The sequence below is a fragment of the Agreia sp. VKM Ac-1783 genome (genome assembly GCF_900177765.1).
GTDB lineage: Bacteria > Actinomycetota > Actinomycetes > Actinomycetales > Microbacteriaceae > Agreia.
On sequence record NZ_FXWI01000002.1, the window covers coordinates 527,959 to 552,318 of the forward strand.

The window sequence follows — 24,360 nt, forward strand, 5'->3', positions numbered from 1 at the left end:
CGTGCGTGGGCGATGGCCGCGTCAGCGCAATTGCACCAACCGCGTCACATCGTCGGTCGGCAGCTCGTCGACCGTCGCCGTCACTTCGAGCTCGGTCAGAGTGAGGAGGCCGTCGTGGTTCGTGAGAAATGCCGTGTCCGCGGCATCGCGTCCCGTCGAGATTCTGACGAGGCTCTGCCTCGGGGCCAGCGCAGTCGCATCCACGATGTACCACGCGCCGTCGACGAAGGCCTCGGCAACGGCGTGGAAGTCCATGGGATCGAGCCCCGGTGCGTACACGGCGACCAGTCTCGCGGGCACGTCCAGGGCACGCAGGAGGGCCACGACGAGGTGCGCGTAGTCACGACAGACGCCCTGCCTGGCGAGCAGGGTTCTGACGGCGCCGTCGGTGGGCAGGCTCGAGCCCGGAACGTAGCTCAGCTTGTCCCCGACCCAGGAGCTCACCGCGTCGAGCAGAGCACGGCCTTTGAGGCCGGCGAACTCGGAGACGGCCGTGGGCAGCAGGATGTCGGACTCGCAGTACCTGCTCGGCTTGAGATAGGTGATGCGATCGATCGCCGTGATGGCGGCGGGCACCGCGTCTCCCGTCACCGTCGCCCAGTAATCCATGGTGAGCGTTCCGGCGCCCACGGTGAACTGGTGCAGCCTCGTTCCGTGCAGATCACTGATCTCGACCGGCGTGATGCTGCTGTCGCCGTAGCGGAAGTCGATCGTCTCGACCTCCTTCGTGATCCCCTCGGCCACCGACGCGGCGAAGACCATCGTCACGGGGCTGTCGATTCGGACGGCGATATGTGCTGAGACGGAGCGCTTCATGGCATGCATCATGCCATCCGAATGTTTCGAGTTCGTGTTGCGCGGGCGGTCATCGCCAGCGGACGATCACGCGCGCTACAGTGTGCCGCTTCTGGTAGGTTTTCTGGAGTACGCCCTCGTAGCTCAGCGGAAGAGCGCTTCCCTCCGAAGGAATAGGTCGCTGGTTCAAATCCAGTCGAGGGCACACCGGCGCTTCGTCGGCCGCGCACATCCGGGGGTCGGATCGCCATGAGGATTCTCTTCGCCGCACTTCGGGCCGCTGTCGCCATCGCCATCGTCGCCGCGATCGTCGGCCAATTGCTGACGAGCCTCGCGTTCTGGTCGGATCGAGGCGTCACGAACATCGGCAGCAACGTCGTGAACTTCTTCAGCTTCTTCACGATCGAGTCCAACGTCGCCGCCGTCGCCGTGCTGGCGGTCGGGGCAGGCCTACTCGCAACTCGATCCGGCGACGATCCCGAGTGGTTCCAGGTGACCCGCGCGGCCGTCGTGAGCTATATGGTCGTGACCGGCGTCGTGTATAACCTGCTGCTCCGGGGCATCGAGTTGCCGCAGGGTGCGACGCTCGGCTGGTCGAATGAGATCGTTCACGCCGTGGCGCCCGCCTATCTCCTTCTCGATTGGATCCTCGCTCCGGGTCGCCGGGCGATCCCGGCCCGTCGCATCGGCACGATCCTGGTCTATCCCCTGGTCTGGGTGGTCTACACACTGGTTCGCGCGCCCTTCGTCACCGATCAGGTGTACAAGACCGATTACTGGTATCCGTACCCTTTTCTCAATCCCAACACCTCTGCTCAGGGTTACATCTCGGTCGCGTTCTACGTCGTGCTGATCGCCGCCGTCATCGGTCTCACGGCCGCCGGCGTGCTCTGGATCTCTCGGCGCGGAGGCGTCGCCCGTGCCGAGTTTCGACAAGCGTCCTAGCCTGGCTGCGCCGCAGCGGGGTTAACTGGAGCCATGGCTAAAACCGTTGCAGATCAGCTCATCGCACAACTCGTCGACGCGGGAGTCCACCGCATTTACGGCATCGTCGGAGACAGCCTCAATCCGGTGGTCGACGCTGTTCGCCGTACCGGAGGATCGGCCAAGGGAGGCATCGACTGGATCCACGTGCGCAACGAGGAGGCTGCGGCGTTCGCCGCCGGAGCCGAGGCGCAGCTCACAGGCAAGCTCGCGGTGTGTGCCGGCAGTTGCGGCCCGGGAAACCTGCACCTCATCAACGGCCTGTTCGACGCCCACCGATCGGGCGCGCCCGTTCTTGCGATCGCAAGTCACATTCCGAGCATCGAGATCGGCAGCTCCTACTTTCAAGAGACCCACCCCGACCGTCTGTTCGTCGAGTGCTCGAATTATCGCGAGCTGATCTCGACGGCCGTTCAGGCGCCGCGCGTCGTGAACTCCGCCATCCGGCACGCGACAGGACTCGGCGGCGTGGCCGTCGTCACACTGCCCGGCGATATCGCCGAATTGGATGCCGTCGGCTCGGCCCCGGCATTCGTTCTCCCCCGGCCTCCCGCGATCGTGCCCGACGCGAACGACATCGCTGAATTGGCCAGCGCGATCAATGAAGCAAAAACCGTGGCCATCTTCGCGGGCGCGGGTGTCGAGGGCTCGCACGACGAGGTCGTCGCCTTCGCCGATCTGCTCGCCGCCCCCGTGGGTCACACGCTACGCGGCAAGCAGTGGATTCAGTACGACAACCCCTTCGACGTCGGCATGACGGGTCTTCTCGGCTATGGCGCAGCACACGCTGGAATGCACGATGCAGAGCTGCTCATCCTGCTCGGCACCGATTTTCCGTACGAGCCGTTCCTGCCCGACGGAACCAAGGTGCAGATCGCACAGATCGATGCCGACGCGTCGCACCTGGGTCGGCGCGCGAGCGTGACGCATGCCATCCACGGTGACGTCGCGTCGACCCTGGCCGCCCTGACTCCGCTGATCCGGGGCGAGCGAGACCGGAGCTTCCTCGAGAAGACCCTCAAGCGGCACCACAGGTTGCTCGACTCCGTCGTGGGAAAGTACACCGACGTCGACAAGACCATGCCGATCCACCCCGAATTCGCCGTCACCGTGCTCGACGAGCTGTTGTCGGACGACGCCATCGTCGCAGCCGACACCGGCATGGGCAACGTCTGGCAGGCGCGCTACATCACTCCCAACGGGCGCCGCCGGCTGATCGGGTCGTACCTGCACGGCTCGATGGCCAACGCCGTCCCCCAGGCCATCGGAGCCCAGTCTGCTTATCCGGGTCGTCAGGTCGTCACCATCTCGGGTGACGGGGGCCTGTCGATGCTGCTCGGCGAGTTGGTGACCATCGCCGCATACAAGCTTCCCGTCAAGGTGGTCGTGTTCAACAACTCCACCCTCGGCCTCGTGAAGCTCGAGATGTTCGTCGACGGCTACCCCGACTTCGGCGTGGATGTGCCCGGCGTCGACTACGCCGCCGTCGCCGCTGCGCTCGGCTTCTTCTCCCGTCGCGTCGACGATCCCCAGGATCTGCGCGGGGCCCTCAGCGAGGCGTTCGCCCACGACGGCCCGGCGCTGGTCGACATCGCCACCGATCCGCTCGCGCTGTCGCTGCCACCGAACATCACGGTAAAGCAGGTCACCGGATTCGGACTGGCTTTGTCGAAGCTCGTTCTGAACGGCGGCGTCGGCGAGGCCGTTCGGATGGCGCGCTCGAACATCAAACACGTTCCGGGGCTCTGAGCCTCTTATACTTAGTGCCCTATTGATTCGTGCGCATCGCACGGGCGAAGGGAAGCGTGCATGCCGCAGGACGTCGACGTGCTCGCGCTCGAGAATCAGGTGTGCTTCGCCCTGGCCGTAGCATCGCGCAGCGTGATCGGGCTCTATCGGCCCGTTCTCGAGCCACTCGGTCTGACGCACCCGCAATACCTCGTGATGCTCGCGCTCTGGCAGCAGGACCCGAGGTCGGTGAAAGAGCTCGGAGCAGCGCTTCAGCTGGAACCCGCGACTCTCTCGCCCCTGCTCAAGCGGTTGGAGGCATCCGGTCTCATCGATCGACGGCGCAGCGCGGCCGACGAGCGCCGCCTCGATGTGACCCTCACCGAGGCCGGCCGGGCGCTGCGGGCGCAGGCCGAGAGCATCCCGCAGACGATGATCGAACAGCTCGGCATGCCCATCGCGGAGCTTCAGTCGATGCAGGCGTCGCTGACGGCGATCATCGCCGCAGCAACGCGGTCGAGCGACTGAGACGACCGCTTCGACTCTCAGGCCAGTGCGCGCTCCCGAACACTGAGGCGGGCCACCAGTTCGGCGAGCTGCCCCGCCGGAGCGCTCGGGTCCTCGGGGTGGAACTGCACCCCCGTGATCCGCGCGTCGACATGCTCGACCGCTTCGACGACGCCGTCCGGGGCCGTGCCGATCGCGACCAGGCCCTCGCCTAGCCGTGAGACTGCCTGGTGGTGGGCGCTCTGCACGAGAATCTCGCTGACGCCGAGATCTGCAGAGAGTCTGCTCGAGGAGTCGAGGGCCACGGTGTGAGCAGCCATGATGTCTCGAATGGGGGCGCCGAGGTTCTTGTGGATGGTCTCGGTGCCGAGGTCTTGCACGATGTCTCCGCCGAGAGCGACGTTGATGATCTGGAGGCCACGGCAGATGCCGAGAAGGGGCGTTCCCCGGCGGAGCGCTCGGTGAACGAGCGAGATCTGACCCTCGTCGGCGGTCTCGAAGTGCTGGCTCTCGAAGGGGTAATCCCCTTCTCCGCCGTAGAACCGAGGCGAGATGTCTTCGCCACCCATGAGCATGATGGCGTCGCTCGCATCGGTGAGAGAGAGCAGCGATGCCGTTCCGACATCGGCGGCGGCTACGCGATTGACGAGCCAGCCCGCATCCTCGGCAGCGCGCACGGCGCGAGAGTTGAGCACCTCGACGTAGGCGTGATACTCGACGTCGCGGGGGCGGTACCGGGTTACCTCGACGACGCTGAGTCGCTTCTCGGTGCGGGTGAGCATGCATCCATCATGGTGATTCCGAGGCACGCACCCCAGCGCGTTCGTAACGAAGCGACACACAGAGTCGATACCGCCGAGACACGTCGCTGTTCTAGACTGCCTGCGATGTCCAGTAGCGATCGCCGACGATTCTTCCGCCTCCGATCCGGCCTCCTCGCCGGGATCGGACTGCTCTTCGCTCTGCTCGCCATCCAAGCGCCCCTGTCGGCCGCAGCGACCGACCCCGTCGACTTCGACGGTGCGTATATCGTCGACCGCACGGGCGTACTCGGCCCTCGCGCGGCCGAAGTGCAGAATGCGCTCGACGAGTTGTCGAGACAAGAGGGTGTCAACCTCTTTGTGGTCTACGTCGACGACTTCACGGGCGCCGACGACAGGCAGGCGTGGGCGGATGACACGGCCATCAAGAACGATCTCGGCGTCAACGATGTGCTGCTTGCTGTTGCCACAGACGATCGCCTCTACCAGGTCTCCGTCGATCCCGATTTCGCCCTGAGCGACGCTCAACTTGCGCAGCTGGAAGCGTCCTCGATCGAGCCGTCGTTGCGCCAGAACGACTGGGCGGGAGCCGCTGTGAACGCAGCGACCGGTCTGGGCGATCTGCTCCGAGGAGACGTCGTCTCCGCTCCCGTGATCACTCCGGGTGATGCGAAACCGACCGTCCGTGGCGGGGGCCCGACCGCCCTGACCTGGGTTCTCGGCGGCACGGTCGTCATCGTTGCAGCCGTCGTCGGAATCGTCTTCCTGCGCCGACGCAGGACAGCATCCGCTGCCGCGGTTCGTTCGGGCGAGACGGGCCCGAACCAGAAGGATCTCGACCGAGAGGTCGGGAGGCTCCTCGTCGAACTCGATGACGCGGTCTCGAGCAGCGAACAGGAACTGGGATTCGCGATCGCTCAGTTCGGCGATGACGCGACCGCGACATTCGTCCAGACCGTGGACAGCGCCAAGCAGAAGGTGCGTGAGAGTTTCGCGCTCAAGCAGCGCCTCGACGACAGCAGCCCCGACAGCGCGGAGGACAGGAGGGCATGGTCACTGAGGATCATCGAGCTCTGCACGAGTGCCGACGCCGAGCTCGACGCCCAGGCGGAGGCGTTCGCCGCGCTGCGCGAGCTCGAGAAGAATCCGCAGCCCGCGCTCGACGCCATCGCATCGGGCGTAGCGGCGACCCGAGCGAACGCGCCGAGAGGAACCGCCGCCCTCGCGTCTCTCAACACGCGGTTCGCGCCACAGGCGCTCGCGACGGTCAGCGACAACCCCTCTCAAGCCGAGAAACTCCTGTCCTACGCCGATGCCACGGCCCGTGCCGTACCCGGTCTCATCGCCGGGGGTCGCGCGAGCGAGGCGGCCGTGAGCATCCAACGCGCGCAGGCCGCGGTCGCACAGGCCGGAGTCCTCCTCTCAGCGATCGACACCTTGACGACCGCGTTGCAGAACGCCGTCGCCGCGCTGGCAACAGCGGTCAGCGAAGCATCCAGTGACACGACCGAGGCGCGAGCACTGCTGTCGACTCCTCAGGGAGCAGCCCGCAGCGCGGAGCTGGGTCCGTTGATCGCTCAGGTCGAGGCGACCGTCGCCCATGCACAGGCCTCCGGCCCCTCCGACCCCATCGCCGCGCTGCAGACGCTCCAGCTGGCGAATGCGCCGCTAGACGCCGCGCTCGCCGCCGAGCGCGAGCAGGCACAACGGCTGGCGCGCGTACAGGAGCAGCTCTCGAGAACTCTCGCCGCCGCATCCGGCACCATCTCTGCGGTCAAGGAGTATGTCGTCACGCGCCGCGGGGCCGTCAGCGTCGACGCCCGCACGCGCATAGCCGAAGCCGAGCGGCTCCTCACCGAGGCTCAGAGCCTGCAGACGACCGACCCGGAACGGGCACTGGCCTCCGCGACGCAGGCGAACAGCTTCGCGCAGGCCGCCGATCAGTCCGCCCACAGCGACGTCGACGCCTACAGCGCACCCTCGAGCCAGGGCTGGCCAGACGACAACCAGGATTCCGCCGCGCTCGGCGGCCTTCTCGGGGGCCTGTTCTCGGGCGGCGGCTCGTCGCGGCGCTCGTACTCTGGGGGCTTGTTCGGAGGATCGTCGAGCTGGGGTGGAAGTTCACGTTCCTCCGGTTCGTCGAGATCTTCGCGGTCTTCAGGCTCCCGTCGGAGTTCATCGTCATCACGGTCGGGCGGGCGTCGCGGCGGCGGCGGGCGTTTCTAGTACACGCACGATCCACGGTCACAACCCAAGGAGAAGACAATGGCAAAGCAGTCCATCATCGGTCGCATCACGCAGCTTGCTAAGGCGAATATCAACGCTCTGATCGATCAGGCCGAAGATCCCCAGTTGATGCTCGATCAGCTCGTTCGTGACTACAGCGACAACATCGCCGATGCCGAGAGCGCCATCGCGCAGACCATCGGCAACCTGCGGCTGCTCGAAGACGATCACCGCGAAGATGTGAAGACGGCAGAAGACTGGGGTCGCAAGGCTCTCGCCGCGAGCCAGAAAGGCGACGAGCTCCGTGTCGCCGGCAACACCCTCGATGCCGACAAGTTCGACGCCCTCGCCAAGGTGGCTCTGACGCGTCAGCTACAGAGCGAGAAGGAGGCGACCGACGCGGAGCCGTCGATCGCATCGCAGACCGAGGTGGTCGAGAAGCTCAAGGCCGGCCTCAACGCCATGAAAGAGAAGCTCGGCCAGCTCACGCGCAAGCGTGACGAGCTCGCGGCGCGCGCCAAGACCGTGGAGGCGCAGAGCACCGTGCAGGATGCGCTGAAGAGCATCGACCTCCTCGACCCCACGAGCGACCTCGGTCGGTTCGAGGACAAGATCCGACGCGAAGAGGCAAAAGTGCGCGGTCAAGAGGAGCTCACTGCCTCGAGCCTCGATGCCCAGTTCGAGAGCCTCGACGATCTCGGGGAACTCACCGAAGTCGACGCCCGTCTCGCGCAGCTGAAAGCGAAGAACCAGCCGGCACGGCCGATCGACGCGCCGGTCGAATAGCATCCGGTCCGACGTCCCGAAGACCGTGGAAGACTGAGCAGGTGCCAGCTACTTTCGTGATCGTGCCCCAGTGGCAGGGCTCCGGTTCGTCGAGGGCTATGCGCCTGGTCGACGGGGCGTCGGCCATCCAGGGCGATCTGCCCGCCGCAGCGACCAGAGTCGTCGACGTACCCGTCGGTGCAGGCGAGTCGCAGGGTACCGGCGTCCTCCGCTACACGGCCATCCAGTCGGTGCTCGCGAATCAACGACGAGTGCTCGCGTCCACTGTCGGGCCGGTCGTGACGATCGGCGGAGATTGCGCCGTCGAGTTGGGAGCTATCCCGCACGCCCTCGAGTCGTCTGGCGAATCTGTCGCGGTCGTCTGGTTCGACGCTCACGGCGATCTCAACTCGCCCGAGACCTCGCCATCTCACGCGTTCCACGGAATGGTGCTGCGGAGTCTGCTCGGTGATGGTCCCGAGGCGCTTGTGCCTGCCACTGTCCTGCAGAGCACCCGAGTGGTGCTCGCCGGCACACGATCGCTCGACGACGACGAGGCTGCCTATATCGATGCTGCGGGCCTTCGAGTCGTCTCGGTCGAGCAGCTTCAACGACCCGAGGCCGTGGTCGAGGCGATCGCTGAGACGGGAGCGCGTTCCGTATACATCCACGTCGATCTCGACGTCATCGATCCTGCGGAGATCGACGGCGTCGGCTATCCCGAACCGTTCGGACTGACCGTGCAGCAGCTCGTGCAGGCGATCTCTGCGATCCGCGCCCGTTTCTCGCTCGTCGGCGCCGGCATCACGGAATTCGCTCCATCGGCGCCGGAATCGGCGTCCGACGATCTGCCCAGCATCCTCCGTATCATCTCGGCACTCACCCGCCCCGTGGTGAGATCAGAAGAGAGCACGCCATGACCGAATCCGACGGCAGACCAGACGAGATCCGGATCGTGACCGAGCGCCGTGGGCACGTTCTGCTGATTCAGCTTCACAGGCCCGACAAGCGCAATGCGGCCGACTTCTCGATGCTGCAACAGCTCTCCGCTGCGTACGGCGAACTCGACTCCGATCCCGAGTTGCGTGTAGGACTCGTGCACGCCGCCGGTGACCACTTCACCGCCGGACTCGACCTCGCCGACATCGGCCCGCGCATCACGGAATCGGGCATCGACTACGTCGATGCCGACGGCATCAATCCGTGGCAGGTCTCCGGGCGCAGCCTCAGGAAGCCGGTCGTGATGGCCGTGCAGGGAATCTGTCTCACCCTCGGGATCGAATTGATGCTCGCCAGCGATATCGTCGTCGCGGCGGAATCGACGCGCTTCGGGCAGCTCGAGGTGAGCCGCGGCATCCTGCCCTTCGGTGGCGCCACCCTGCGCTTTCCTCGCGCCGTGGGATGGGGGAACGCCATGCGCTGGATTCTGACGGGCGACATGTTCGACGCGGCCGAGGCGCTCCGGATCGGCCTGGTTCAAGAGACCGTTCCCGATGGAACGCAGTTCGACCGTGCACTCGAGCTGGCCGAGCGCGTCGCGGCCCAGGCGCCGCTCGCCGTGCAGGCAGCGCTCGCCAACGCCAGACTCGCCGTGCGCGCGGGCGATGCGGCGGCCGAGGCCGAACTCCAACCCGCTCTCGTTCGCCTCGCCTCGAGCGACGACGCGCGAATCGGTCTCGAGGCATTCGCCGCCCGCACGACGGCTCAGTTCACCGGCCACTGACGAAGGACACCATCATGACCACGACCGAATACGACCTCATCGTCATCGGGGCCGGCGCCATCGGCGAGAACGTCGCAGACCGCGCGGTGCAGGGCGGCCTGCGAACCGCGTTGGTCGAGAGCGAACTCGTCGGGGGCGAGTGCAGCTACTGGGCGTGCATGCCGTCCAAGGCTCTGCTCCGAAGCGGATCGGTGCTGCGGGCAGCCCGGTCGGTCGAAGGCGCGAAGGAGGCGGTGACCGGCGACCTCGATGTTGCGGCGGTACTGAAGCGGCGCAACTCGTTCACGAAAGACTGGAATGACGAGAGCCAGGCCGACTGGGTCGCCAGCGCGGGCATCGATCTCATCCGCGGGTACGCGCGCTTCGTCGGCCCCCGGCAGATCGAGGTGACGGGTGCCGACGGTACGACCACCAGGTACTCGGCGAAACACGCGATCACCGTCTCCACCGGCTCAGCCGCGCTGCTCCCGAATGTTCCGGGTCTGGCGGAGGCTTGTCCATGGACCAGCCGTGAAGCGACGAGCGCGCAGGCGATCCCGCCTCGGCTCTCGATCATCGGCGGCGGCGTCGTCGCGGTCGAGATGGCCACGGCGTACGCCTCTCTCGGCTCGGCCGTCATGCTCATTGCTCGCGGCGGAATCCTCGAGGCCATGGAGCCGTTCGCCGGTGAGCTCGTCGGCGCCTCGCTCACGGATCTCGGAGTGACTCTGCGCCTGCACACCTCACCGGCATCGGTAGACCGACTCGCGAGCGGCGACGTCGTCGTTCATCTCGACGACGGATCGACCGTGATAGCCGACGAGCTCCTCGTGGCCACCGGGCGCACGCCCCGCACCGAAGACCTCGGACTCGAGACCATCGGGCTCACACCGGGCGAATGGTTGAGGGTCGACGACACCCTGCGCGTCGTCGACGACAACGGTGAACCGTTCGACGGAGGGTGGCTCTACGCCACGGGCGACGTCAACCACCGTGCTCTCCTGACCCACCAGGGTAAGTACCAGGCTCGGGCCGCCGGCGACGTGATCGCCGCTCGTGCCCGAGGTCGCGAGGTGCTCGACGAGCCGTGGGGCGCTCACGTCGCCACGGCCGACCATCAGGCCGTTCCTCAGGTGACGTTCAGCGACCCCGAGGTCGCGTCGGTCGGACTGACCGCGGCCGCCGCGGAGAAGGCCGGCTACCGCACCCGTGTCGTCGACTACGAGATCGGCAATGTAGCCGGCGCGAGTGTGCACGCCGACGGGTACAAGGGCACGGCCCGCATGGTGGTCGATGAGGATCGCCGCGTCATCCTGGGAGTGACCTTCGTCGGCCCGGATGTGGGAGAGATGCTGCACGCGGCCACGATCGCTGTCACCGCCGAGGTTCCCCTCGACCGTCTGTGGCACGCGGTTCCCGCCTACCCGACCATGAACGAGATCTGGCTCCGCCTGCTCGAGACCTACGGACGGCCCGTCGGCGCGTGAAGCCGATCGCCATACCCGACAGCGCCCTGACGAGGGCAGTCAAGTCGGTCGTACTCGCTCCCCCGCTGGCCCGCATCGGCTATCTCTACGCCACGTCCGTCGCGCTGATCTGGGGCTTCTCTCTCAGCACCGGAAAGGTGAGGCGCGTCGACGGTCTCTTCGTCTGCGAGGGCATGCCGACATGGTCGTTCTCCCGCGGCGGATCGTGCGTAGGCGGGGTCTACCTCACCGACACGAACACGAAACCTCTCGTGCTCGAACACGAGGCCGTGCACCGCGCCCAGTGGAAGGCATACGGCATGGTCTTTCCCGTGTTGTACTTTCTCGCGGGTCGAAACCCCCTCACCAACCGCTTCGAAATCGAAGCCGGCCTGGAGAAGGGCAACTACCGATGACCCGATCCGGTCGCGCCACGGTCGACGCGACGGTGGTCATCACCGGCGCCAGCTCGGGAATCGGGCGGGCCGCGGCCGAAGAGCTGGGGCGTCGCGGCGCCCGGGTCGCTGTTCTCGGACGCGATACCGACCGCACGCGCGACGTCGCCGCATCCATCACGAATGCCGAGCCGTTCGTCGCCGACTTCGCGTCGCTGTCCGACGTTCGCCGCGTGGCGGGCGAGCTCCTCGAGCGATTCGACCGCATCGACGTGCTCGCGAACAACGCCGGCGGACTCTTCTCACGCCGTTCCCAAACGACCGACGGCCACGAGACGACCTTTCAGGTCAACTATCTCGCGCCCTTCCTCCTCACCCGCCTGCTTCTGCCGCGACTGCGCGAAACGGCCGCCGCGGGGCATCCGGTCACCGTGATAGCGACCGCAAGCGTGGCGAATCGGTGGGGCAGGCTTCGACTCGACGACCTCGATTCGCGCAAGGGGCTGTGGCTCGGCGGATGGCGGGCCTACGGCTCGGCCAAGACCGCGGTGCTGCTCGGCACGCGAGAGCTCGCGAGCAGAACCCAGGGCAGCGGCATCGCCGCCTACGCGTTTCATCCGGGGTTCGTCACGACCTCGTTCGGCGCCGACTCGTGGATGCTCCGGCTCGGCAATGCGCTCGGCAACGGTGGACTCGGAATCACTCCGGAGACCGGGGCGGTGCCGCTGATCGAACTGGCGTCTGTCGCCGAGCATCCCGTGCCCAGCGGAACATACTTTGACGGCTTGGTCCCGAACGGCAGGACGAGCGGCGCCGCGCGCGACGACGCCCTCGCGGAACGGCTCTGGGCGGCATCCGAGAAACTCGTCGATCTCGAGGTCGTCACGGACTGACCCGGCGGTGCGGAAACGTTTCCATGCAGCCGCTACTATGGCGGAGTTACCCGCTTCACCCGACGTCTTCCCCCTTTTCTTCTTCCCCTCAGAAACCCCCCGAGGATACCTGTGACTTCTGCCCCGATCCCGGTGCTCTCCATCACTGATGCGCGCGCTCGACTCACGTCGCTGAAAGCTGTGCTCTTCGATCTCGACGGAGTTCTCACACCGACCGCCGACGTGCACATGTCGGCATGGGCCCGCCTCTTCTCCCCGTATCTCGCCTCACGCGGCATCGACGAGCCGTATACCGACGCCGACTACTTCGCGTACATCGACGGCAAGCCCCGTTATGACGGCGTGCGATCGTTTCTAGCCTCGCGCTCGATCACCCTTCCGGAGGGCACACCGGAGGACTCGCCCGAGCTCGAGACGATCTGCGGCCTCGGCAACCGCAAGAACTCCGCCTTCACCGAATCGCTCGAGTCAGACGGCGTCGCACCGTACCCGGGATCCCTGCGATTTCTCGATGCCGTCACCGACGAGGGAATCCTGGTGGCTGTCGTGTCGAGCTCGCGCAACGCCGAACCCGTGTTGCGTGCCGCGGGCATCCGCGATCGTTTCGACGTGGTCGTCGACGGCCTCGTCGCTGCCCGGGAGGGTCTGGCCGGCAAGCCGTCACCGGCGACCTACGCCTACGGCGCGGAGCTGCTCGGGCTGACGCCTCAGCAGTGCGTCGTCGTCGAGGACGCCCACTCGGGAGTGCAGGCCGGACGCGATGGTAAATTCGGTCTCGTCCTCGGAGTGAACCGCGGCGCCGGCGCACCCGAACTTCTCGCAAGCGGTGCCGACATCGTGGTCGACGACCTCGACGAACTGCTTCCCCTCTCCCCTTCTTCGTCTTCGACCTCTACACCAGGGCAGCCCTCATGAATCTGATCTCCCGCGATCCGCTCGACCGCAACCGTTTTCCGCTCGACGAGTGGGCACTCGTCGAAACGGACTTCAGCTCGAAAGACATGGGCCGCACCGAGACCCTCTTCGCCATCGGCAACGGCTACCTCGGTCTGCGCGGCAACGTCGACGAGGGGCGCGACGGCCACGAGCACGGCACCTACATCAACGGGTTCCACGAGACCTGGCCCATCAGGCACGCCGAAGAGGCCTTCGGCTTCGCCCGGGTCGGCCAGACCATCGTCAACGCCCCCGACGCCAAGATCATCCGGCTCTACGTCGACGACGAGCCGCTGGTCCTGACCGAAGCCGATCTGCCGATGTACGAGCGACGGCTCGACTTCGCCGACGGCATCCTGCGCCGCTCTCTGGAATGGCGTACGCCCTCCGGCAAGCGGGTACTCATCAACTCGCGTCGCATGGTCTCCTTCACTGATCGCCATCTGGCGTTCATGGACTACGAGGTGACCCTGCTCGACGCCGACGCCTCTGTCGTCATCTCGAGCCAGATCCTCAACAGACAAGACGGCATCGACGAGTACCACGCACCGACCGCCGCGTCGAAGGATTTCGACCCCCGCAAAGCCGAGGCGTTCACCGATCGCGTCCTCCAGCCGCGCTACAAGCGCGACGAAGATGGTCGCTACGTGCTGGGCTACCGCTGTACCAACTCGGGCATGACGATCGCCTGCGGGGCAGACCACACGATCGAGACCGAGAACGAGTTCGAGGAGTCGTCCCAGATCGGCGACGATCTGGCCAAGCACGTTTATCGCATCCGCGCTCACCAGGGCAAGACGATTCGCATCACGAAGACGGTGAGCTACCACACGTCGTCGGGCGTCCCCACGCGCGAACTGGCAGACCGCTGCGATCGCACTCTCGACCGTGCACGTGACGAGGGAATGGAGTCCTTCGTCGAGCGCCAGCGCGAGTGGCTCTCGGAGTTCTGGGCCCGCACCGACGTGGTACTGCCCGGCCAGCCGGTTCTCCAGCAGGCCACGCGATGGAACCTGTTCCAGCTCGCGCAGGCGTCGATGCGCGCCGACGGCCAGGGAGTCTCGGCGAAGGGCGTCAGTGGATCGGGCTACGGCGGCCACTACTTCTGGGACACCGAGGTGTACGTACTGCCGTTCCTCACCTACACGTCTCCGATCGCCGCACGCAACGCTCTCCGCTTCCGGCACGCGATGCTCGACCACGCCCGCATGCGTGCGACCGAACTCAATCAGCTCGGCGCTCTGTTCCCGTGGCGCACCATCAACGGCCTCGAATCCAGCGCGTACTACGCCGCCGGAACGGCGCAGTACCACATCGATGCCGACATCTCTCACGCCCTCACCCAGTACGTCTCGGCAACGGGCGATGAGGACTTCCTGGCTCGCGAGGCGATCGACATCCTGGTCGAGACCGCGCGTATGTGGGCCGACCTGGGATTCTGGCGCGCGAACGGTGGTGACATCTTCCACATCCACGGCGTCACCGGGCCCGACGAGTACACCACCGTCGTCAACGACAACCTCTACACCAACGTCATGGCGCGATCGAATCTGCGCTCCGCCGCCGCGGCTGTCACCCGCATCCGTGAAGAGGATCCGCAGGCGTACGACCGCATGGTCGCGAGGGTCAAGTTCGACGAGGCGGAGATCGACGAGTGGTCGCGTGCCGCCGAGGCCATGCACATTCCGTTCGACGAGAATCTGCGGATCCACCCTCAGGACGCCCAGTTCCTCGAGAAGGAACGCTGGGATCTCTCGCACACCCCGCCCGAGAAGCGCCCTCTGCTTCTGCACTTCCACCCGCTGGTGATCTACCGCTTCCAGGTTCTGAAGCAGGCCGACGTGGTTCTGGCGCTGCTGTTGCAGGGCGATCAGTTCACGGCGGCCGAGAAACGCGCCGACTTCGACTACTACGATCCGATCACCACGGGCGACTCGACGCTGTCGGCCGTGGTGCAGTCGATCATCGCGGCCGAGGTCGGGTATTCGAGCCTGGCGCTCAAGTACTTCACCTCGGGCCTCTTCGTCGACCTGGCAGATCTGCACAACAACACCGCAGACGGAGTGCACGTTGCGTCGACCGGTGGCGTCTGGAGCGCTCTGGTCTACGGCTTCGGAGGCTTCCGTGACCACGGCGGACGCATCACGATCGATCCGCGTCTGCCCGAAGAATGGCAGGGGCTCACGTACCGCATCACCCTGCGCGACACTCGGGTCCGGGTCGACGTGCGGCAGGCAGACGTCGAGCTGACGGTCGAAGACGGCGACAGGGCCACGGTCTTCGTTCGTGGTGAGCGTGTCACCGTGCAGGCGGGCGAGCCCGTTCTCATCGGGCTGGATCACCAGGGGCCCCGGCTGCCGGGCGCTCCCCGGGCGGCAGATGTCGAGGGCAACCTCAGGGCAGATGGAAGCGTCATCACATCGTCGCTCCCGACCATCTCGCTCGACACCTCGGAGGCCGGCCTGCTCGAGCCCATCGACTGAGACGCGGCGCGGTGGGCGCTAACGTGGAGGGTGTGAGCACCTCAACACAGTCCCTCGAACTCCGTACTTTTCCGGCAGGCCGCGATGGCGAGACCGCCGACGGGCCCACCGCCGGTTGGCTCGAGGCGGATTTCCTCGGTTTTCTGGGTCGCCGGCCGACGCAGGCACATGCCGCCGCCCTGGCGGGATACCTCGTCGAAGACGGTCAGCAGCTCACGGGCGTGTACGACACCGGGTCGCCCGAGCACTCGTTGCGCTCCGATATTCCTGTGGCCACCTTCGCTTCGTTCGAGAAGCCCCTCACGGTGAGCCCCGGAGTCCAGATTCCCGCCCACCTCATCTCGTCGGTGACCGTTCGCGCGACACATCGGCGGCGTGGGATCCTGCGGCGCATGATGACCGACGATCTCAGTCGCGCGGCTGGGGCGGGGTTCGCGGTGGCTGCGCTCACCGCGTCAGAGGCATCGATCTACCGACGCTTCGGATTTGGTGCGGCGACGTGGATCCACGAACTTACCGTCGAGACCGACGCGCGTTTCGCACTTGCGAAGACACCCTCCGGCCAGTGCAGCGTTGTCGATCCTCGCGATATCCCCGCGATCGCCACGGCGGTGTTCGACGCCTTCCACGACGCGCAGCCGGGTTCGATCGGCCGGCACGCCGCGTACCCCGATCGCATCTCCGGAAGGCTGAACGACGAGGGCGAAGAAGACAGTGCTCGTCGGGCCGCCGTGCACTACAGCGAGGCCGGCGATGTCGACGGCTACGTCACCTACCGCTTCACCGGATGGGAGTCGAAGCCTCCGGCGATCGAGGTCAACGACCTCGTCGCCGCCTCCCCCGATGCCTATCTGTCCCTCTGGCACTACCTCGCATCGATCGACCTGACCACGCGCGTCACCTTCTCGTCTGGCATGCCCGACGACGCGCTGCGGTGGGCTCTGGTCGACCCGCGCGTGGTGACTGTCAGCACCGTGGAGGACCGAATCTGGCTTCGCATCCTCGACCCGATTGCGGCGTTCAGCACTCGAGGTTACGTCGAAGACGGCACGGTCTCGTTCCGAGTGACAGACTCGCTCGGGTTCGCCGAGGGCTCGTTCAGACTGTCGGTAGAAGCGGGCGTGGGGCGCCTCGAGCGGCTCGGCTCGGCTTCGGTCGACATCGAGATGGATGCGTGGGTGCTCGGCGCCCTGTACCTCGGCGGCGCGGATGCCCGCGTAGCTGCAGCAGCGGGCGCCCTGCGAGAGGTCGTTCCCGGCTCCGCGACGATGCTGCAGCGTCTACTCGCCCCGGCGATGCCGGTCTACTGCAACACGGCGTTCTAGACGAGGGCCGGCCTTCGAGAACCGGAACGCCGTCGGACTCGGACTATCGAGCGAGTGTCTCGCGGCTGGAGCCGAGCCGTTCTGCCAGGTCTGCACGAAGATCGTCGATTCGAGCGGCCTCGCCACCGAGCCAGACGCAGAGTTCGGCCCCATCGGCGACGACATCGCCGGTGGTCATCTCACTCACCCACGCTCGGACCGCACGACCGAGTACCTGCCCAGGAGCACCGGCACGCACATCGCGCGCCAGCCAACTCACGGTGATGCGCTCGGGAGTCTCGAGCGCAATGATGTCGAGTGCCGTCTCGACCTCGATGAAGATCTGCCCGCGAGCCGTATCAGGAAGAGTCTCTATCAGCCCCTGGATGACGGGAATGATCGACGAATCGCCTGCCAGCAGTACGCGCCCGGCGGTCGTGGGCATGGCTCCCGCCTCGGTCATCAGAACTCTCATCGGACTTAGTATAGGCATACCTAACCTGCGAAGAGAATCTGTTCACTCCCAGGTCGGCGGATGCCGCACATCCCACCGCAACCGGCGTTCCATCTGACGCGCCAGCGCGAGCAGAATGCCCTCTCCCCCTGGCCGACCGATGAGCTGCACGCCGATCGGGAGACCGCCCGAACTCATGCCGACCGGCAGCGAGACCGCCGGAAGCCCGGAGGCGTTGACGTACGACGTGAACGGCGAATACTCCACCTGCTGAGCGAAGTTGCTTTCGGGATCGACGGCGTCGTACCACCCGATGGGTCGCGGAAGCAGGGCGAGAGTCGGAGTGAGGATCGCATCGAATCCGGAGAAGTCGCCGATGACTCGGCGCTCGAAGCGGGACAGCTCGGCCAGTGCCTCCGCGAGCTGCACGGCCGACAGTTCCCGGCCGCGTCGTCGAAGCCAGCGGGTGAGCGGCTCGACGTCACCATCGGCATCCGCATCGCTCGCCCGCACCGTTGCGTCTGAACCAAGCCGAATCTGGGCAGCACCGGCCTGCCACACGGTTGTGAACGCGGCGCCGTATGCGGGCGCGGGTGCGAGATCGACTTCCTCGATTCCGTGCCCCAGCTCGGATATCAGCGTGACGGCATCCTCGAGCACTGCGGTGATCTCGGGGTCGACGACGATCTCGTGGGATGTCGACCACGGAGAGTCGACACAGACGCCGATCTGAAAGCGGCCCTCTCCCCTGATGGCGTAGCCCAGAAAGTCTCCGTCATCCTCACTCGGAGCACGCAGAGCGAAGTGATCGTCGATCAGCGAGCCGCGGCGCCCGATCATTCCGTCGAGCAGGAAGGCCGCGTCTGCGATGCTGCGGGCGATCGGTCCGGCCACGGGCAGACCGCCGAGAGCATCGATACCTGACAGGGCCGGCACCCTGCCACGAGACGGCTTGATGCCGACGAGACCGCAGGCCGCTGCGGGGATGCGGATCGATCCGCCGCCGTCCGACCCCGGCGCGAACGGGAGCAGCCCGGCCGAGACGGCGGCAGCCGCTCCCCCGCTCGACCCTCCCGGACCGAGATCGAGATTCCACGGGTTGCGGGCGGCCGGCGCCAGAGCGGTCTCGCTGTGGCTCGTCATACCGAATTCGGGCGTCGCCGTCTTGCCGAGGCTGACGCCTCCCGCTTCGTCGAGGACTCGGGGCAGCTCGTCGCTCGTCTCGGGCACGTAGTCGGCAAAAGCGCGCGAACCGAATGTCGTGCGCACCCCCTCCCTCCTCCACAGGTCCTTGTCGGCGAACGGCATCCCCCAGAGGCGCGTGGACCGCGGAATGTGCGACTCGACGTGTCGGGCCCGTTCGAGTGCGCGCTCGGCCGTCACGGTAAAGAACGCGCCGAGCTCGCCATTGCGTGCCTCTATGCGGTCGAGGTAGTGCTGGGTCAGCTCGACGACGCCGAGCTCTCCTCGCTGCAGGAGGCGGTACTGGTCGAGGGCCGAGAACTCGTGCGGGGCGGTCATGAATCGAGCCTAGTTCTAGGCTGGAGACCGTGACCTCGACAAGCACCGGAACGCTTCCCGCCGACAACCGCCCTCAACCGCCCGACCGGGGCGACGAACGCGAGCTCCTCGAGGGCTTTCTCGACCTGCAGCGCGCGACCGTCGTCTACAAGGCGACAGGACTGAGCGATGAGGACGCAGCGCGCCGCCTCCTGCCCTCGCTCACCACGGTGGCGGGGCTCATTCGGCACCTCGCCGATGTCGAACGCTCGTGGTTCCGCGAGGTGATGGACGGGGAGTCGAATCTCTCGTACCGATGGTCCGACGAAGATCCGGACGGCGAGTTCAGGATCACCGACGGGGACACCCTCGCAGACATCGTCGCCGACTACGTATCCGCCGTCGCCGAGTCACGCGCAGTGCAGCTGAGGCACTCGCTCGACGAGGTCTGTCGCGGCCGAGATGGGCGATTCACCCTGCGGTGGATCACGGTGCATCTCATCGAGGAGACGGCACGCCATATCGGCCACATCGACATCCTGCGCGAGATGCTCGACGGCGCCACCGGCGAGTAGGCGGGCTACTTCAGCGACTTCTGCAGCATGACGGTTCCGAGCCAGCGATTGAACTTGAACCCGACCCGTCCGAGACGACCGACCTCCTTGAATCCGAAGCCCTCGTGCATCTTGAGCGATGCCTCTGCGCCCTGGTCGGCGATCACGGCGAGCACCTCTTTGATGCCCGCAGCCTTCGCCCGAGTCAGAAGCTCGCCCATCAGCGCCTTGCCGAGGCCTTTGCCCGTGGCGGCCGGCCCGAGGTAGATCGAGTTCTCGACGGTACGTCGATAGGCCGCCTTCTCTTTCCACGGGGCGACATAGGCGAAGCCGAGAACGTTCCCGCTCGGCGACACCGCCACGAGAAAGGGAAATCCGAGCTTCGCGACCCAGGCGAACTTAGAGCGCCACGCCTTCAGCGACATCGGGTCCTCGTCGAAGGTGACGGTGCTGTTCGCCACGTAGTGGTTGTAGATCTCGCGAATATCGGGGAGGTCGCGCGTCGTCGCGTCACGAATCACGTATTCGAACTTCGGCGGCGGCGGCGACTTCGGACGCAGAGCGGGCGGCAGTCTGCGGCGGGGCTGGTACTCCTCTTCAAGCATTGTGCAAGCCTATTCCGCCGTCGACGCAAGCGACCAGTCGACGGGCTGAGCCCCCTGGGCTTCGAGCAGCGCGTTCGCACGGCTGAAGGGTCGGGATCCGAAGAATCCGCGGCTCGCAGAGAGCGGGCTGGGATGCGCCGACTCGATGATCGGGGTGTCTCCGAGGAGCGGCGTGAGCGACGCGGCGTCTCGGCCCCACAGGATCGAGACCAGCGGTGCCTCGCGAGCCACGAGAGTGCGCACGGCGAGGTCGGTCACGCGCTCCCAGCCTTTCTTGCGATGCGAGCCGGCCTCCCCGGCGCGAACCGTGAGCACCCTGTTGAGCAGCATGACGCCGGAACGGGACCACGAGCTCAGATCTCCGTGGGGTGGAGGTTCCACTCCGACGTCGTCACGCAGCTCGCGATAGATGTTCTGGAGGCTCCGCGGCAGCGGGCGCACGTGCGCATCGGTCGCGAACGAGAGGCCGATCGGATGCCCCGGCGTGGGATAAGGATCCTGCCCCACGATGAGTACCCGCACCTCCGACAGAGGTCGCCGGAAAGCCCGGAACACGTTTCGGCCGCTCGGCTGATATCCGCGCCCCGCAGCGACCTCGGCGCGCAAGAACTCCCCCAGCGCGACGATGGTCTCCTCCTCTGGAGCCAGCGCTTCCGCCCATGCCGGGTCGATCAGGCCCTCGGACACGAGTGTGGGCAGCGATCCCGTCATCGCTCAGCCGACACCGATGGTCGAGACACGCACGGAGCCGCTGTCACGCGACACAGACCAGACGCTGCCCGATCCGATGACCCGCAGCGAACCGTCGCCGACGATCAACGTCGTATGTTCGTCGATAGCCAGACCGCCGTCGACGACCGCTGCCTCCGTCGCAGCGATGAGGCGCGCCACCGTGCCCCACTGCGCCGCATGGACGTCGATCGCGGTATCGATGAGGCCGATTCCCGCGGCGACGGTCACCTGCTCGATCTCCTGTGAGGCATCGACGGGGCAGACCTGCACGTCGCCGATCTTCCACCCGCCGATCAGGGCTCCATCGCTGACGACAGCGGCGCCGGCCGATATCCCGAAGTAGGGAACGCCCGACTCCACCAGTGCCCGGATCGTGGCGAACGACGACTGCAGGCTCTCGCGGTAGGCCGGCACGAGCCCGCCCCACACGACCAACCCGTCGATGTCGACGAGGAGAGAGTCGTCGATCGATGCGCCCTCCGGGGCGAGTACGGCGATCGGCTCGATCTTGCCGAGACTTCCGAACACGGCAGACAGCTCCACGAACTTCTCCGGACCGTCGCCGTCGCGCACGAGCACGATGGCGATGCGCGGGCCGTCGAGACGACCCGCATCGGTGGCCCGCCCCGTCGCCTCGTCGAGGAAGGGACGAAAGACGGCACCGTCGGCATCGAAGGGCCAGCCGCCGCCGCAGAGGTGGATGGACATCAGACGCTGACGGGAGGATGCGCCGACCAGGGAAAGACGATCCATCGGTCGGTCTTGCGCCAGAAGAAGTCGGGTTCGATCACGGAACGAGGCTTCGAGTACAGCGTCGCCGTCTTGACGATGACTCCGACGTTCTCGAGAAGTCCGACGACCATGGCGAGCGTGCGGCCGGAGTCGGCCACGTCGTCGACCAGAAGGATGTTCTTGCCGATGAGGGCTGTGTTGTCGAGCATCGGCGGCAGCAGAATGGGCTCGGCGAGAGTGGTCTCGACATCGGAGTAGAACTCCACGTTGAGGCTGCCGCAGCTCTTGGTTCCGAGGGCGTAGGCGAGCGCGCCGGCCGGGAGGAGACCACCGCGGGCGATCGCGATCACGAAGTCGGGTACGAAGCCGCTTCCGAGGACGTCTCTCGCGAGGTCGCGAGAGGCATCACCGAATTCGAGCCAACCGAGCACCTCCCTCTCGGGTTCGGCCACGGGGGCCACGTCTGCAGTTGTCGTCTCGTCACTTCGAACCATGCCTCATACGGTACCGGTTTTCTCACCTGGCACAGCGCGAGTAACATCCGCTCATGACGACCGAACCTGGCAGGCCGAGACGTGGCCAGACGCGATCTCTCGGCACGACGTCGATGGGCGTCACGGCGAGCCTGATCGGCTATCTCTTCCTCGTCGAGATCACCAGCGGCATCCTTCAGGGGTACTACATCCCTCTCATACCCGACCTCGTGAAGCATCTGAACATCGTCGATGCCGACTTCAACTGGTTCGAGGCCGGTCAACTCCTGGTCGCGGCCCTCGTCGTGCCGATCATCGCGAAGCTCGGCGACATGTGGGGCCACAAGCGGATGCTGCTTCTCACGACCGTTCTAACGGCTGCGGCGAGCTGGTGGCTCGTCTTCGCAGGCGACTTCGTGTCGTTTCTGATCGCGTGGGCACTGCAAGGGTTCTACGTGGTGTGGCTACCTCTCGAGGTCGCGCTGATCTTCGAGCGGGGGCGCCGCACCGGCCGCGCCGCATCGCAGACCCGACGTGCGGCGGGCCTGCTCGTCGTCGCCCTCGAGGCGGGCGCGATCCTCGGCGCCTTGGCAGGTGGCAGAGTGTTCGCCGCGTTCGGCGACGCCGTCGCTCCGACCCTGATGATTCCGGCGATCGCCGTCACCCTCGTCTTCTTCGTGGTTCTGCTCGGCGTTCCGGAATCATCACCCCAACCGGGTCGTTCCCTCGACCTCGCCGGCTTCGCGATCCTCACCGTGGGCCTGCTGCTCATCACCTCAGGGCTGACCTTCTTGAGGATAAACGGCCCCGAGACCTGGTGGGTCTGGGCACTCATCGTCATCGGAGCCCTCGTCTTCGTGCCGTTCGTGCGCTACGAGCGGCGACAGTCCGACCCGGCCATCGACATGAGAGTTCTCGCCCAGCCCACCATGTGGCCGGTGCAGCTCACCGCCGCACTCATCGGGATAAGCCTCCTGGGAGCACAGGCGCCGCTCAGCACATTCGCCGGAACGGATCCCCTCAACGGGTACGGCCTGGGCCTGGCCGCGAGCGACATCTCCAACCTCATCGGGGCGTATCTCGTGTCGATGATCATCGGAGCGATCCTCTTTCCGATCATCTCGACCTGGGCCACGCCTCGAGTCGCCCTCATCGGTGGCGCATTACTGGTGGCGGTCGGCTACCTCCTGTTCCTTCCCTTCCACGACACTGCGACACAGGTGGTCGCCAATATGGTCTTGGCCGGGCTCGGGTCGGGTGCGCTGGTCGGCGCGCTCCCCAGCGCCGCTGCCGCCGCGGCGCCTCGTGGCCAGACCGGCGTCGCGGCCGCGCTGACGAACACCACGAAGACGATCGGCGGCTCGTTCGCCTCGGCGATCTTCGGAGTGGTGCTCTTCGCCGGGGCCTCCACCGTCACATCCACCGCCTCGAGCCTTCTCGGCTACATGCAGGTGTGGATCATCTGCGGCCTCGGCGCACTGGCCGCGACCGTTCTGCTCTTCTTCGTGCCCCGTCTTGCGTTCGCAGACCCGGTCGTTCCGGTCGACGCGAAGGACTAGCTCGGATCAGACCCGGTGATCGTCGGGTCGTACACGCAGGGCTCCCCGATGCACCTTGTGCGGTGCCGACTGCGCCACCGGCTTGATGACGACGAGGTCGAGCGACACGTGCGGAGGCTGCTCGATCATCGACACGATCACTCGCGCGACGTCGTCGGCGACCAGCGGATCAGGCACATTCGCGTAGACGCTCTCCGCGCGTTCCTTGTCGCCTCCAAAACGGTTCAGCGAGAATTCCTCGGTGTACACCATGCCGGGGGCGATCTCGAGCACACGGATCGGTTCGCCGCTCACCTCGAGCCTCAGCACGTCGAGCATGGCGTGCGCGGCGAATTTGGCCGCGTTGTAGCCGCCCCCGCCCTCGTAAGCCGTGTGGCCCGCGATCGAGGTGACCGTGACGATGTCGGCGACGCCGCCGTCTCCGATCGAGTCGCGAAGAAGAGGCAGAAGTGCCGTGATCACTCTCTTGACGGCGAGTACGTTGACCTCGTACATCCAGGCCCAGTCGTCGACCTCACCGTTCTCGATCGAGTCGAGACCGCGTGCACCGCCGGCGTTGTTCACCAGAGTGCTCACACCACCGGTCTCCGCGAGATACCCCGCGAGCGCATCGACCTCGCTCTGCACCGTCAGATCTGCGACGAAGTACTCGGCACCGGTGCGCTCCGCGAGCGCTTCGAGCCGGTCCCGGCGTCGCGCTACTCCCACGACATCCCAACCGGCGGCACGGAGCGCGACGACCGTGGCCTCTCCGATCCCCGAGCTTGCTCCGGTGACGACCGCACGACGACTCATTGACCTACCTC

At 66.4% G+C, this 24,360-nt stretch carries 24 protein-coding genes and 1 tRNA gene; 16 read left to right on the top strand and 9 right to left on the bottom strand.

Features of this window, described 5'->3' with window-relative positions; genetic code table 11:
* Nucleotides 1–21: 21 nt before the first annotated feature.
* Nucleotides 22–816: a transglutaminase family protein gene (locus tag CCK87_RS07540; RefSeq protein WP_086461221.1), complete on the bottom strand. Its 795-nt coding sequence runs from the start codon at nt 814–816 to the stop codon at nt 22–24.
* Nucleotides 817–928: 112 nt separating this feature from the next.
* On the opposite strand from CCK87_RS07540, the gene CCK87_RS07545 reads away from it, so the two are divergent.
* The 4 genes from CCK87_RS07545 to CCK87_RS07560 all read left to right on the top strand — a co-directional run bounded on the left by CCK87_RS07545 (nt 929) and on the right by CCK87_RS07560 (nt 4,035).
* Nucleotides 929–1,000 (top strand) — tRNA-Arg (locus CCK87_RS07545).
* A 44-nt stretch (nt 1,001–1,044) separates the two neighbouring features.
* On the top strand, nt 1,045–1,740 hold the full coding sequence (locus CCK87_RS07550) for a Pr6Pr family membrane protein (protein ID WP_086460803.1): 696 nt from the start codon (nt 1,045–1,047) through the stop codon (nt 1,738–1,740).
* A gap of 33 nt (nt 1,741–1,773) precedes the next feature.
* Nucleotides 1,774–3,528, top strand: coding sequence for a pyruvate dehydrogenase (locus tag CCK87_RS07555; protein ID WP_086460804.1), 1,755 nt, complete (start codon nt 1,774–1,776; stop codon nt 3,526–3,528).
* A 60-nt stretch (nt 3,529–3,588) separates the two neighbouring features.
* Nucleotides 3,589–4,035, top strand: coding sequence for a MarR family transcriptional regulator (locus tag CCK87_RS07560; RefSeq protein WP_086460805.1), 447 nt, complete (start codon nt 3,589–3,591; stop codon nt 4,033–4,035).
* A gap of 17 nt (nt 4,036–4,052) precedes the next feature.
* Here CCK87_RS07560 and CCK87_RS07565 read toward each other — a convergent pair whose 3' ends face one another.
* The gene (locus CCK87_RS07565; protein WP_086460806.1) at nt 4,053–4,796 is read right to left on the bottom strand and encodes a gamma-glutamyl-gamma-aminobutyrate hydrolase family protein; all 744 of its coding nucleotides are present in this window, start codon (nt 4,794–4,796) and stop codon (nt 4,053–4,055) included.
* A 105-nt stretch (nt 4,797–4,901) separates the two neighbouring features.
* Between CCK87_RS07565 and CCK87_RS07570 the strand changes: the two genes are divergently transcribed.
* From CCK87_RS07570 to CCK87_RS07615, 10 genes are all read left to right on the top strand, one after another.
* Complete coding sequence (locus CCK87_RS07570; protein ID WP_170927184.1) at nt 4,902–7,001, top strand: TPM domain-containing protein; 2,100 nt, start codon at nt 4,902–4,904, stop codon at nt 6,999–7,001.
* Nucleotides 7,002–7,040: 39 nt separating this feature from the next.
* Nucleotides 7,041–7,787 (top strand): PspA/IM30 family protein, encoded by a 747-nt coding sequence (locus tag CCK87_RS07575; RefSeq protein WP_086460808.1) that lies wholly within the window; start codon nt 7,041–7,043, stop codon nt 7,785–7,787.
* Nucleotides 7,788–7,828: 41 nt separating this feature from the next.
* The gene (locus CCK87_RS07580; RefSeq protein ID WP_086460809.1) at nt 7,829–8,686 is read left to right on the top strand and encodes an arginase family protein; all 858 of its coding nucleotides are present in this window, start codon (nt 7,829–7,831) and stop codon (nt 8,684–8,686) included.
* Entirely contained in the window at nt 8,683–9,489 is an 807-nt protein-coding gene (locus tag CCK87_RS07585) for a crotonase/enoyl-CoA hydratase family protein (RefSeq protein ID WP_086460810.1), read from the top strand. Before CCK87_RS07580 ends, CCK87_RS07585 begins: the two co-directional genes overlap by 4 nt.
* 14 nt (nt 9,490–9,503) lie before the next feature.
* Nucleotides 9,504–10,955 (top strand): NAD(P)/FAD-dependent oxidoreductase, encoded by a 1,452-nt coding sequence (locus tag CCK87_RS07590; RefSeq protein ID WP_086460811.1) that lies wholly within the window; start codon nt 9,504–9,506, stop codon nt 10,953–10,955.
* 5 nt (nt 10,956–10,960) lie between these two features.
* Entirely contained in the window at nt 10,961–11,350 is a 390-nt protein-coding gene (locus CCK87_RS07595) for a Fe-S oxidoreductase (RefSeq protein WP_249273821.1), read from the top strand.
* The gene (locus CCK87_RS07600) at nt 11,347–12,222 is read left to right on the top strand and encodes an SDR family NAD(P)-dependent oxidoreductase (protein WP_086460812.1); all 876 of its coding nucleotides are present in this window, start codon (nt 11,347–11,349) and stop codon (nt 12,220–12,222) included. Before CCK87_RS07595 ends, CCK87_RS07600 begins: the two co-directional genes overlap by 4 nt.
* A 141-nt stretch (nt 12,223–12,363) precedes the next feature.
* A complete protein-coding gene (locus tag CCK87_RS07605) occupies nt 12,364–13,137 on the top strand; it encodes a beta-phosphoglucomutase family hydrolase (RefSeq protein ID WP_086461223.1) in 774 nt (257 codons plus the stop codon).
* Nucleotides 13,134–15,641 carry a glycosyl hydrolase family 65 protein gene (locus CCK87_RS07610; protein ID WP_086460813.1) on the top strand — a complete coding sequence of 836 codons (2,508 nt, stop codon included), beginning with the start codon at nt 13,134–13,136 and terminating at the stop codon, nt 15,639–15,641. The genes CCK87_RS07605 and CCK87_RS07610 overlap by 4 nt, the downstream gene beginning before the upstream one ends.
* Before the next feature lie 32 nt (nt 15,642–15,673).
* Nucleotides 15,674–16,966 (top strand): GNAT family N-acetyltransferase, encoded by a 1,293-nt coding sequence (locus CCK87_RS07615; RefSeq protein WP_140162783.1) that lies wholly within the window; start codon nt 15,674–15,676, stop codon nt 16,964–16,966.
* A 43-nt stretch (nt 16,967–17,009) separates the two neighbouring features.
* On the opposite strand, the gene CCK87_RS07620 is transcribed toward CCK87_RS07615, so the two are convergent.
* Nucleotides 17,010–17,420, bottom strand: coding sequence for an SIP domain-containing protein (locus CCK87_RS07620; protein ID WP_170927185.1), 411 nt, complete (start codon nt 17,418–17,420; stop codon nt 17,010–17,012).
* 42 nt (nt 17,421–17,462) lie between these two features.
* Nucleotides 17,463–18,920, bottom strand: coding sequence for an amidase (locus CCK87_RS07625; RefSeq protein ID WP_086460816.1), 1,458 nt, complete (start codon nt 18,918–18,920; stop codon nt 17,463–17,465).
* A 29-nt stretch (nt 18,921–18,949) separates the two neighbouring features.
* On the opposite strand from CCK87_RS07625, the gene CCK87_RS07630 reads away from it, so the two are divergent.
* Nucleotides 18,950–19,474, top strand: coding sequence for a DinB family protein (locus CCK87_RS07630; protein WP_086460817.1), 525 nt, complete (start codon nt 18,950–18,952; stop codon nt 19,472–19,474).
* 5 nt (nt 19,475–19,479) lie between these two features.
* Here CCK87_RS07630 and CCK87_RS07635 read toward each other — a convergent pair whose 3' ends face one another.
* The 4 genes from CCK87_RS07635 to CCK87_RS07650 are packed head-to-tail and all read right to left on the bottom strand — an operon-like array spanning nt 19,480 to nt 22,016.
* Nucleotides 19,480–20,058 carry a GNAT family N-acetyltransferase gene (locus CCK87_RS07635; RefSeq protein ID WP_086460818.1) on the bottom strand — a complete coding sequence of 193 codons (579 nt, stop codon included), beginning with the start codon at nt 20,056–20,058 and terminating at the stop codon, nt 19,480–19,482.
* Between the two features lie 9 nt (nt 20,059–20,067).
* A complete protein-coding gene (locus tag CCK87_RS07640) occupies nt 20,068–20,769 on the bottom strand; it encodes a uracil-DNA glycosylase (protein ID WP_086460819.1) in 702 nt (233 codons plus the stop codon).
* A 3-nt stretch (nt 20,770–20,772) separates the two neighbouring features.
* Nucleotides 20,773–21,543, bottom strand: a complete 771-nt coding sequence (locus CCK87_RS07645; protein WP_249273768.1) for a peptidase S51 — start codon at nt 21,541–21,543, stop codon at nt 20,773–20,775.
* Complete coding sequence (locus CCK87_RS07650; RefSeq protein ID WP_086460821.1) at nt 21,498–22,016, bottom strand: phosphoribosyltransferase; 519 nt, start codon at nt 22,014–22,016, stop codon at nt 21,498–21,500. The genes CCK87_RS07645 and CCK87_RS07650 overlap by 46 nt, the downstream gene beginning before the upstream one ends.
* A gap of 53 nt (nt 22,017–22,069) precedes the next feature.
* Here CCK87_RS07650 and CCK87_RS07655 point away from each other — a divergent pair, with 53 nt between their 5' ends.
* Complete coding sequence (locus CCK87_RS07655) at nt 22,070–23,554, top strand: MFS transporter (RefSeq protein WP_170927186.1); 1,485 nt, start codon at nt 22,070–22,072, stop codon at nt 23,552–23,554.
* Between the two features lie 6 nt (nt 23,555–23,560).
* Here CCK87_RS07655 and CCK87_RS07660 read toward each other — a convergent pair whose 3' ends face one another.
* Nucleotides 23,561–24,349, bottom strand: coding sequence for an SDR family oxidoreductase (locus tag CCK87_RS07660; protein WP_086460822.1), 789 nt, complete (start codon nt 24,347–24,349; stop codon nt 23,561–23,563).
* Nucleotides 24,350–24,360 lie beyond the last annotated feature (11 nt).

What these genes read in the sequence shown, in the direction of transcription:
- CCK87_RS07560 (WP_086460805.1), top strand. Translation starts at nt 3,589, where the DNA reads ATGCCGCAGGACGTCGACGTGCTCGCGCTCGAGAATCAGGTGTGCTTC.
- CCK87_RS07645 (WP_249273768.1), bottom strand. Translation starts at nt 21,543, where the DNA reads ATGGATCGTCTTTCCCTGGTCGGCGCATCCTCCCGTCAGCGTCTGATG.
- CCK87_RS07625 (WP_086460816.1), bottom strand. Translation starts at nt 18,920, where the DNA reads ATGACCGCCCCGCACGAGTTCTCGGCCCTCGACCAGTACCGCCTCCTG.
- CCK87_RS07660 (WP_086460822.1), bottom strand. Translation starts at nt 24,349, where the DNA reads ATGAGTCGTCGTGCGGTCGTCACCGGAGCAAGCTCGGGGATCGGAGAG.
- CCK87_RS07555 (WP_086460804.1), top strand. Translation starts at nt 1,774, where the DNA reads ATGGCTAAAACCGTTGCAGATCAGCTCATCGCACAACTCGTCGACGCG.
- CCK87_RS07575 (WP_086460808.1), top strand. Translation starts at nt 7,041, where the DNA reads ATGGCAAAGCAGTCCATCATCGGTCGCATCACGCAGCTTGCTAAGGCG.
- CCK87_RS07655 (WP_170927186.1), top strand. Translation starts at nt 22,070, where the DNA reads ATGACGACCGAACCTGGCAGGCCGAGACGTGGCCAGACGCGATCTCTC.
- CCK87_RS07640 (WP_086460819.1), bottom strand. Translation starts at nt 20,769, where the DNA reads ATGACGGGATCGCTGCCCACACTCGTGTCCGAGGGCCTGATCGACCCG.
- CCK87_RS07550 (WP_086460803.1), top strand. Translation starts at nt 1,045, where the DNA reads ATGAGGATTCTCTTCGCCGCACTTCGGGCCGCTGTCGCCATCGCCATC.
- CCK87_RS07565 (WP_086460806.1), bottom strand. Translation starts at nt 4,796, where the DNA reads ATGCTCACCCGCACCGAGAAGCGACTCAGCGTCGTCGAGGTAACCCGG.
- CCK87_RS07570 (WP_170927184.1), top strand. Translation starts at nt 4,902, where the DNA reads ATGTCCAGTAGCGATCGCCGACGATTCTTCCGCCTCCGATCCGGCCTC.
- CCK87_RS07610 (WP_086460813.1), top strand. Translation starts at nt 13,134, where the DNA reads ATGAATCTGATCTCCCGCGATCCGCTCGACCGCAACCGTTTTCCGCTC.
- CCK87_RS07540 (WP_086461221.1), bottom strand. Translation starts at nt 816, where the DNA reads ATGAAGCGCTCCGTCTCAGCACATATCGCCGTCCGAATCGACAGCCCC.
- CCK87_RS07600 (WP_086460812.1), top strand. Translation starts at nt 11,347, where the DNA reads ATGACCCGATCCGGTCGCGCCACGGTCGACGCGACGGTGGTCATCACC.
- CCK87_RS07620 (WP_170927185.1), bottom strand. Translation starts at nt 17,420, where the DNA reads ATGAGAGTTCTGATGACCGAGGCGGGAGCCATGCCCACGACCGCCGGG.
- CCK87_RS07585 (WP_086460810.1), top strand. Translation starts at nt 8,683, where the DNA reads ATGACCGAATCCGACGGCAGACCAGACGAGATCCGGATCGTGACCGAG.
- CCK87_RS07635 (WP_086460818.1), bottom strand. Translation starts at nt 20,058, where the DNA reads ATGCTTGAAGAGGAGTACCAGCCCCGCCGCAGACTGCCGCCCGCTCTG.
- CCK87_RS07590 (WP_086460811.1), top strand. Translation starts at nt 9,504, where the DNA reads ATGACCACGACCGAATACGACCTCATCGTCATCGGGGCCGGCGCCATC.
- CCK87_RS07650 (WP_086460821.1), bottom strand. Translation starts at nt 22,016, where the DNA reads ATGGTTCGAAGTGACGAGACGACAACTGCAGACGTGGCCCCCGTGGCC.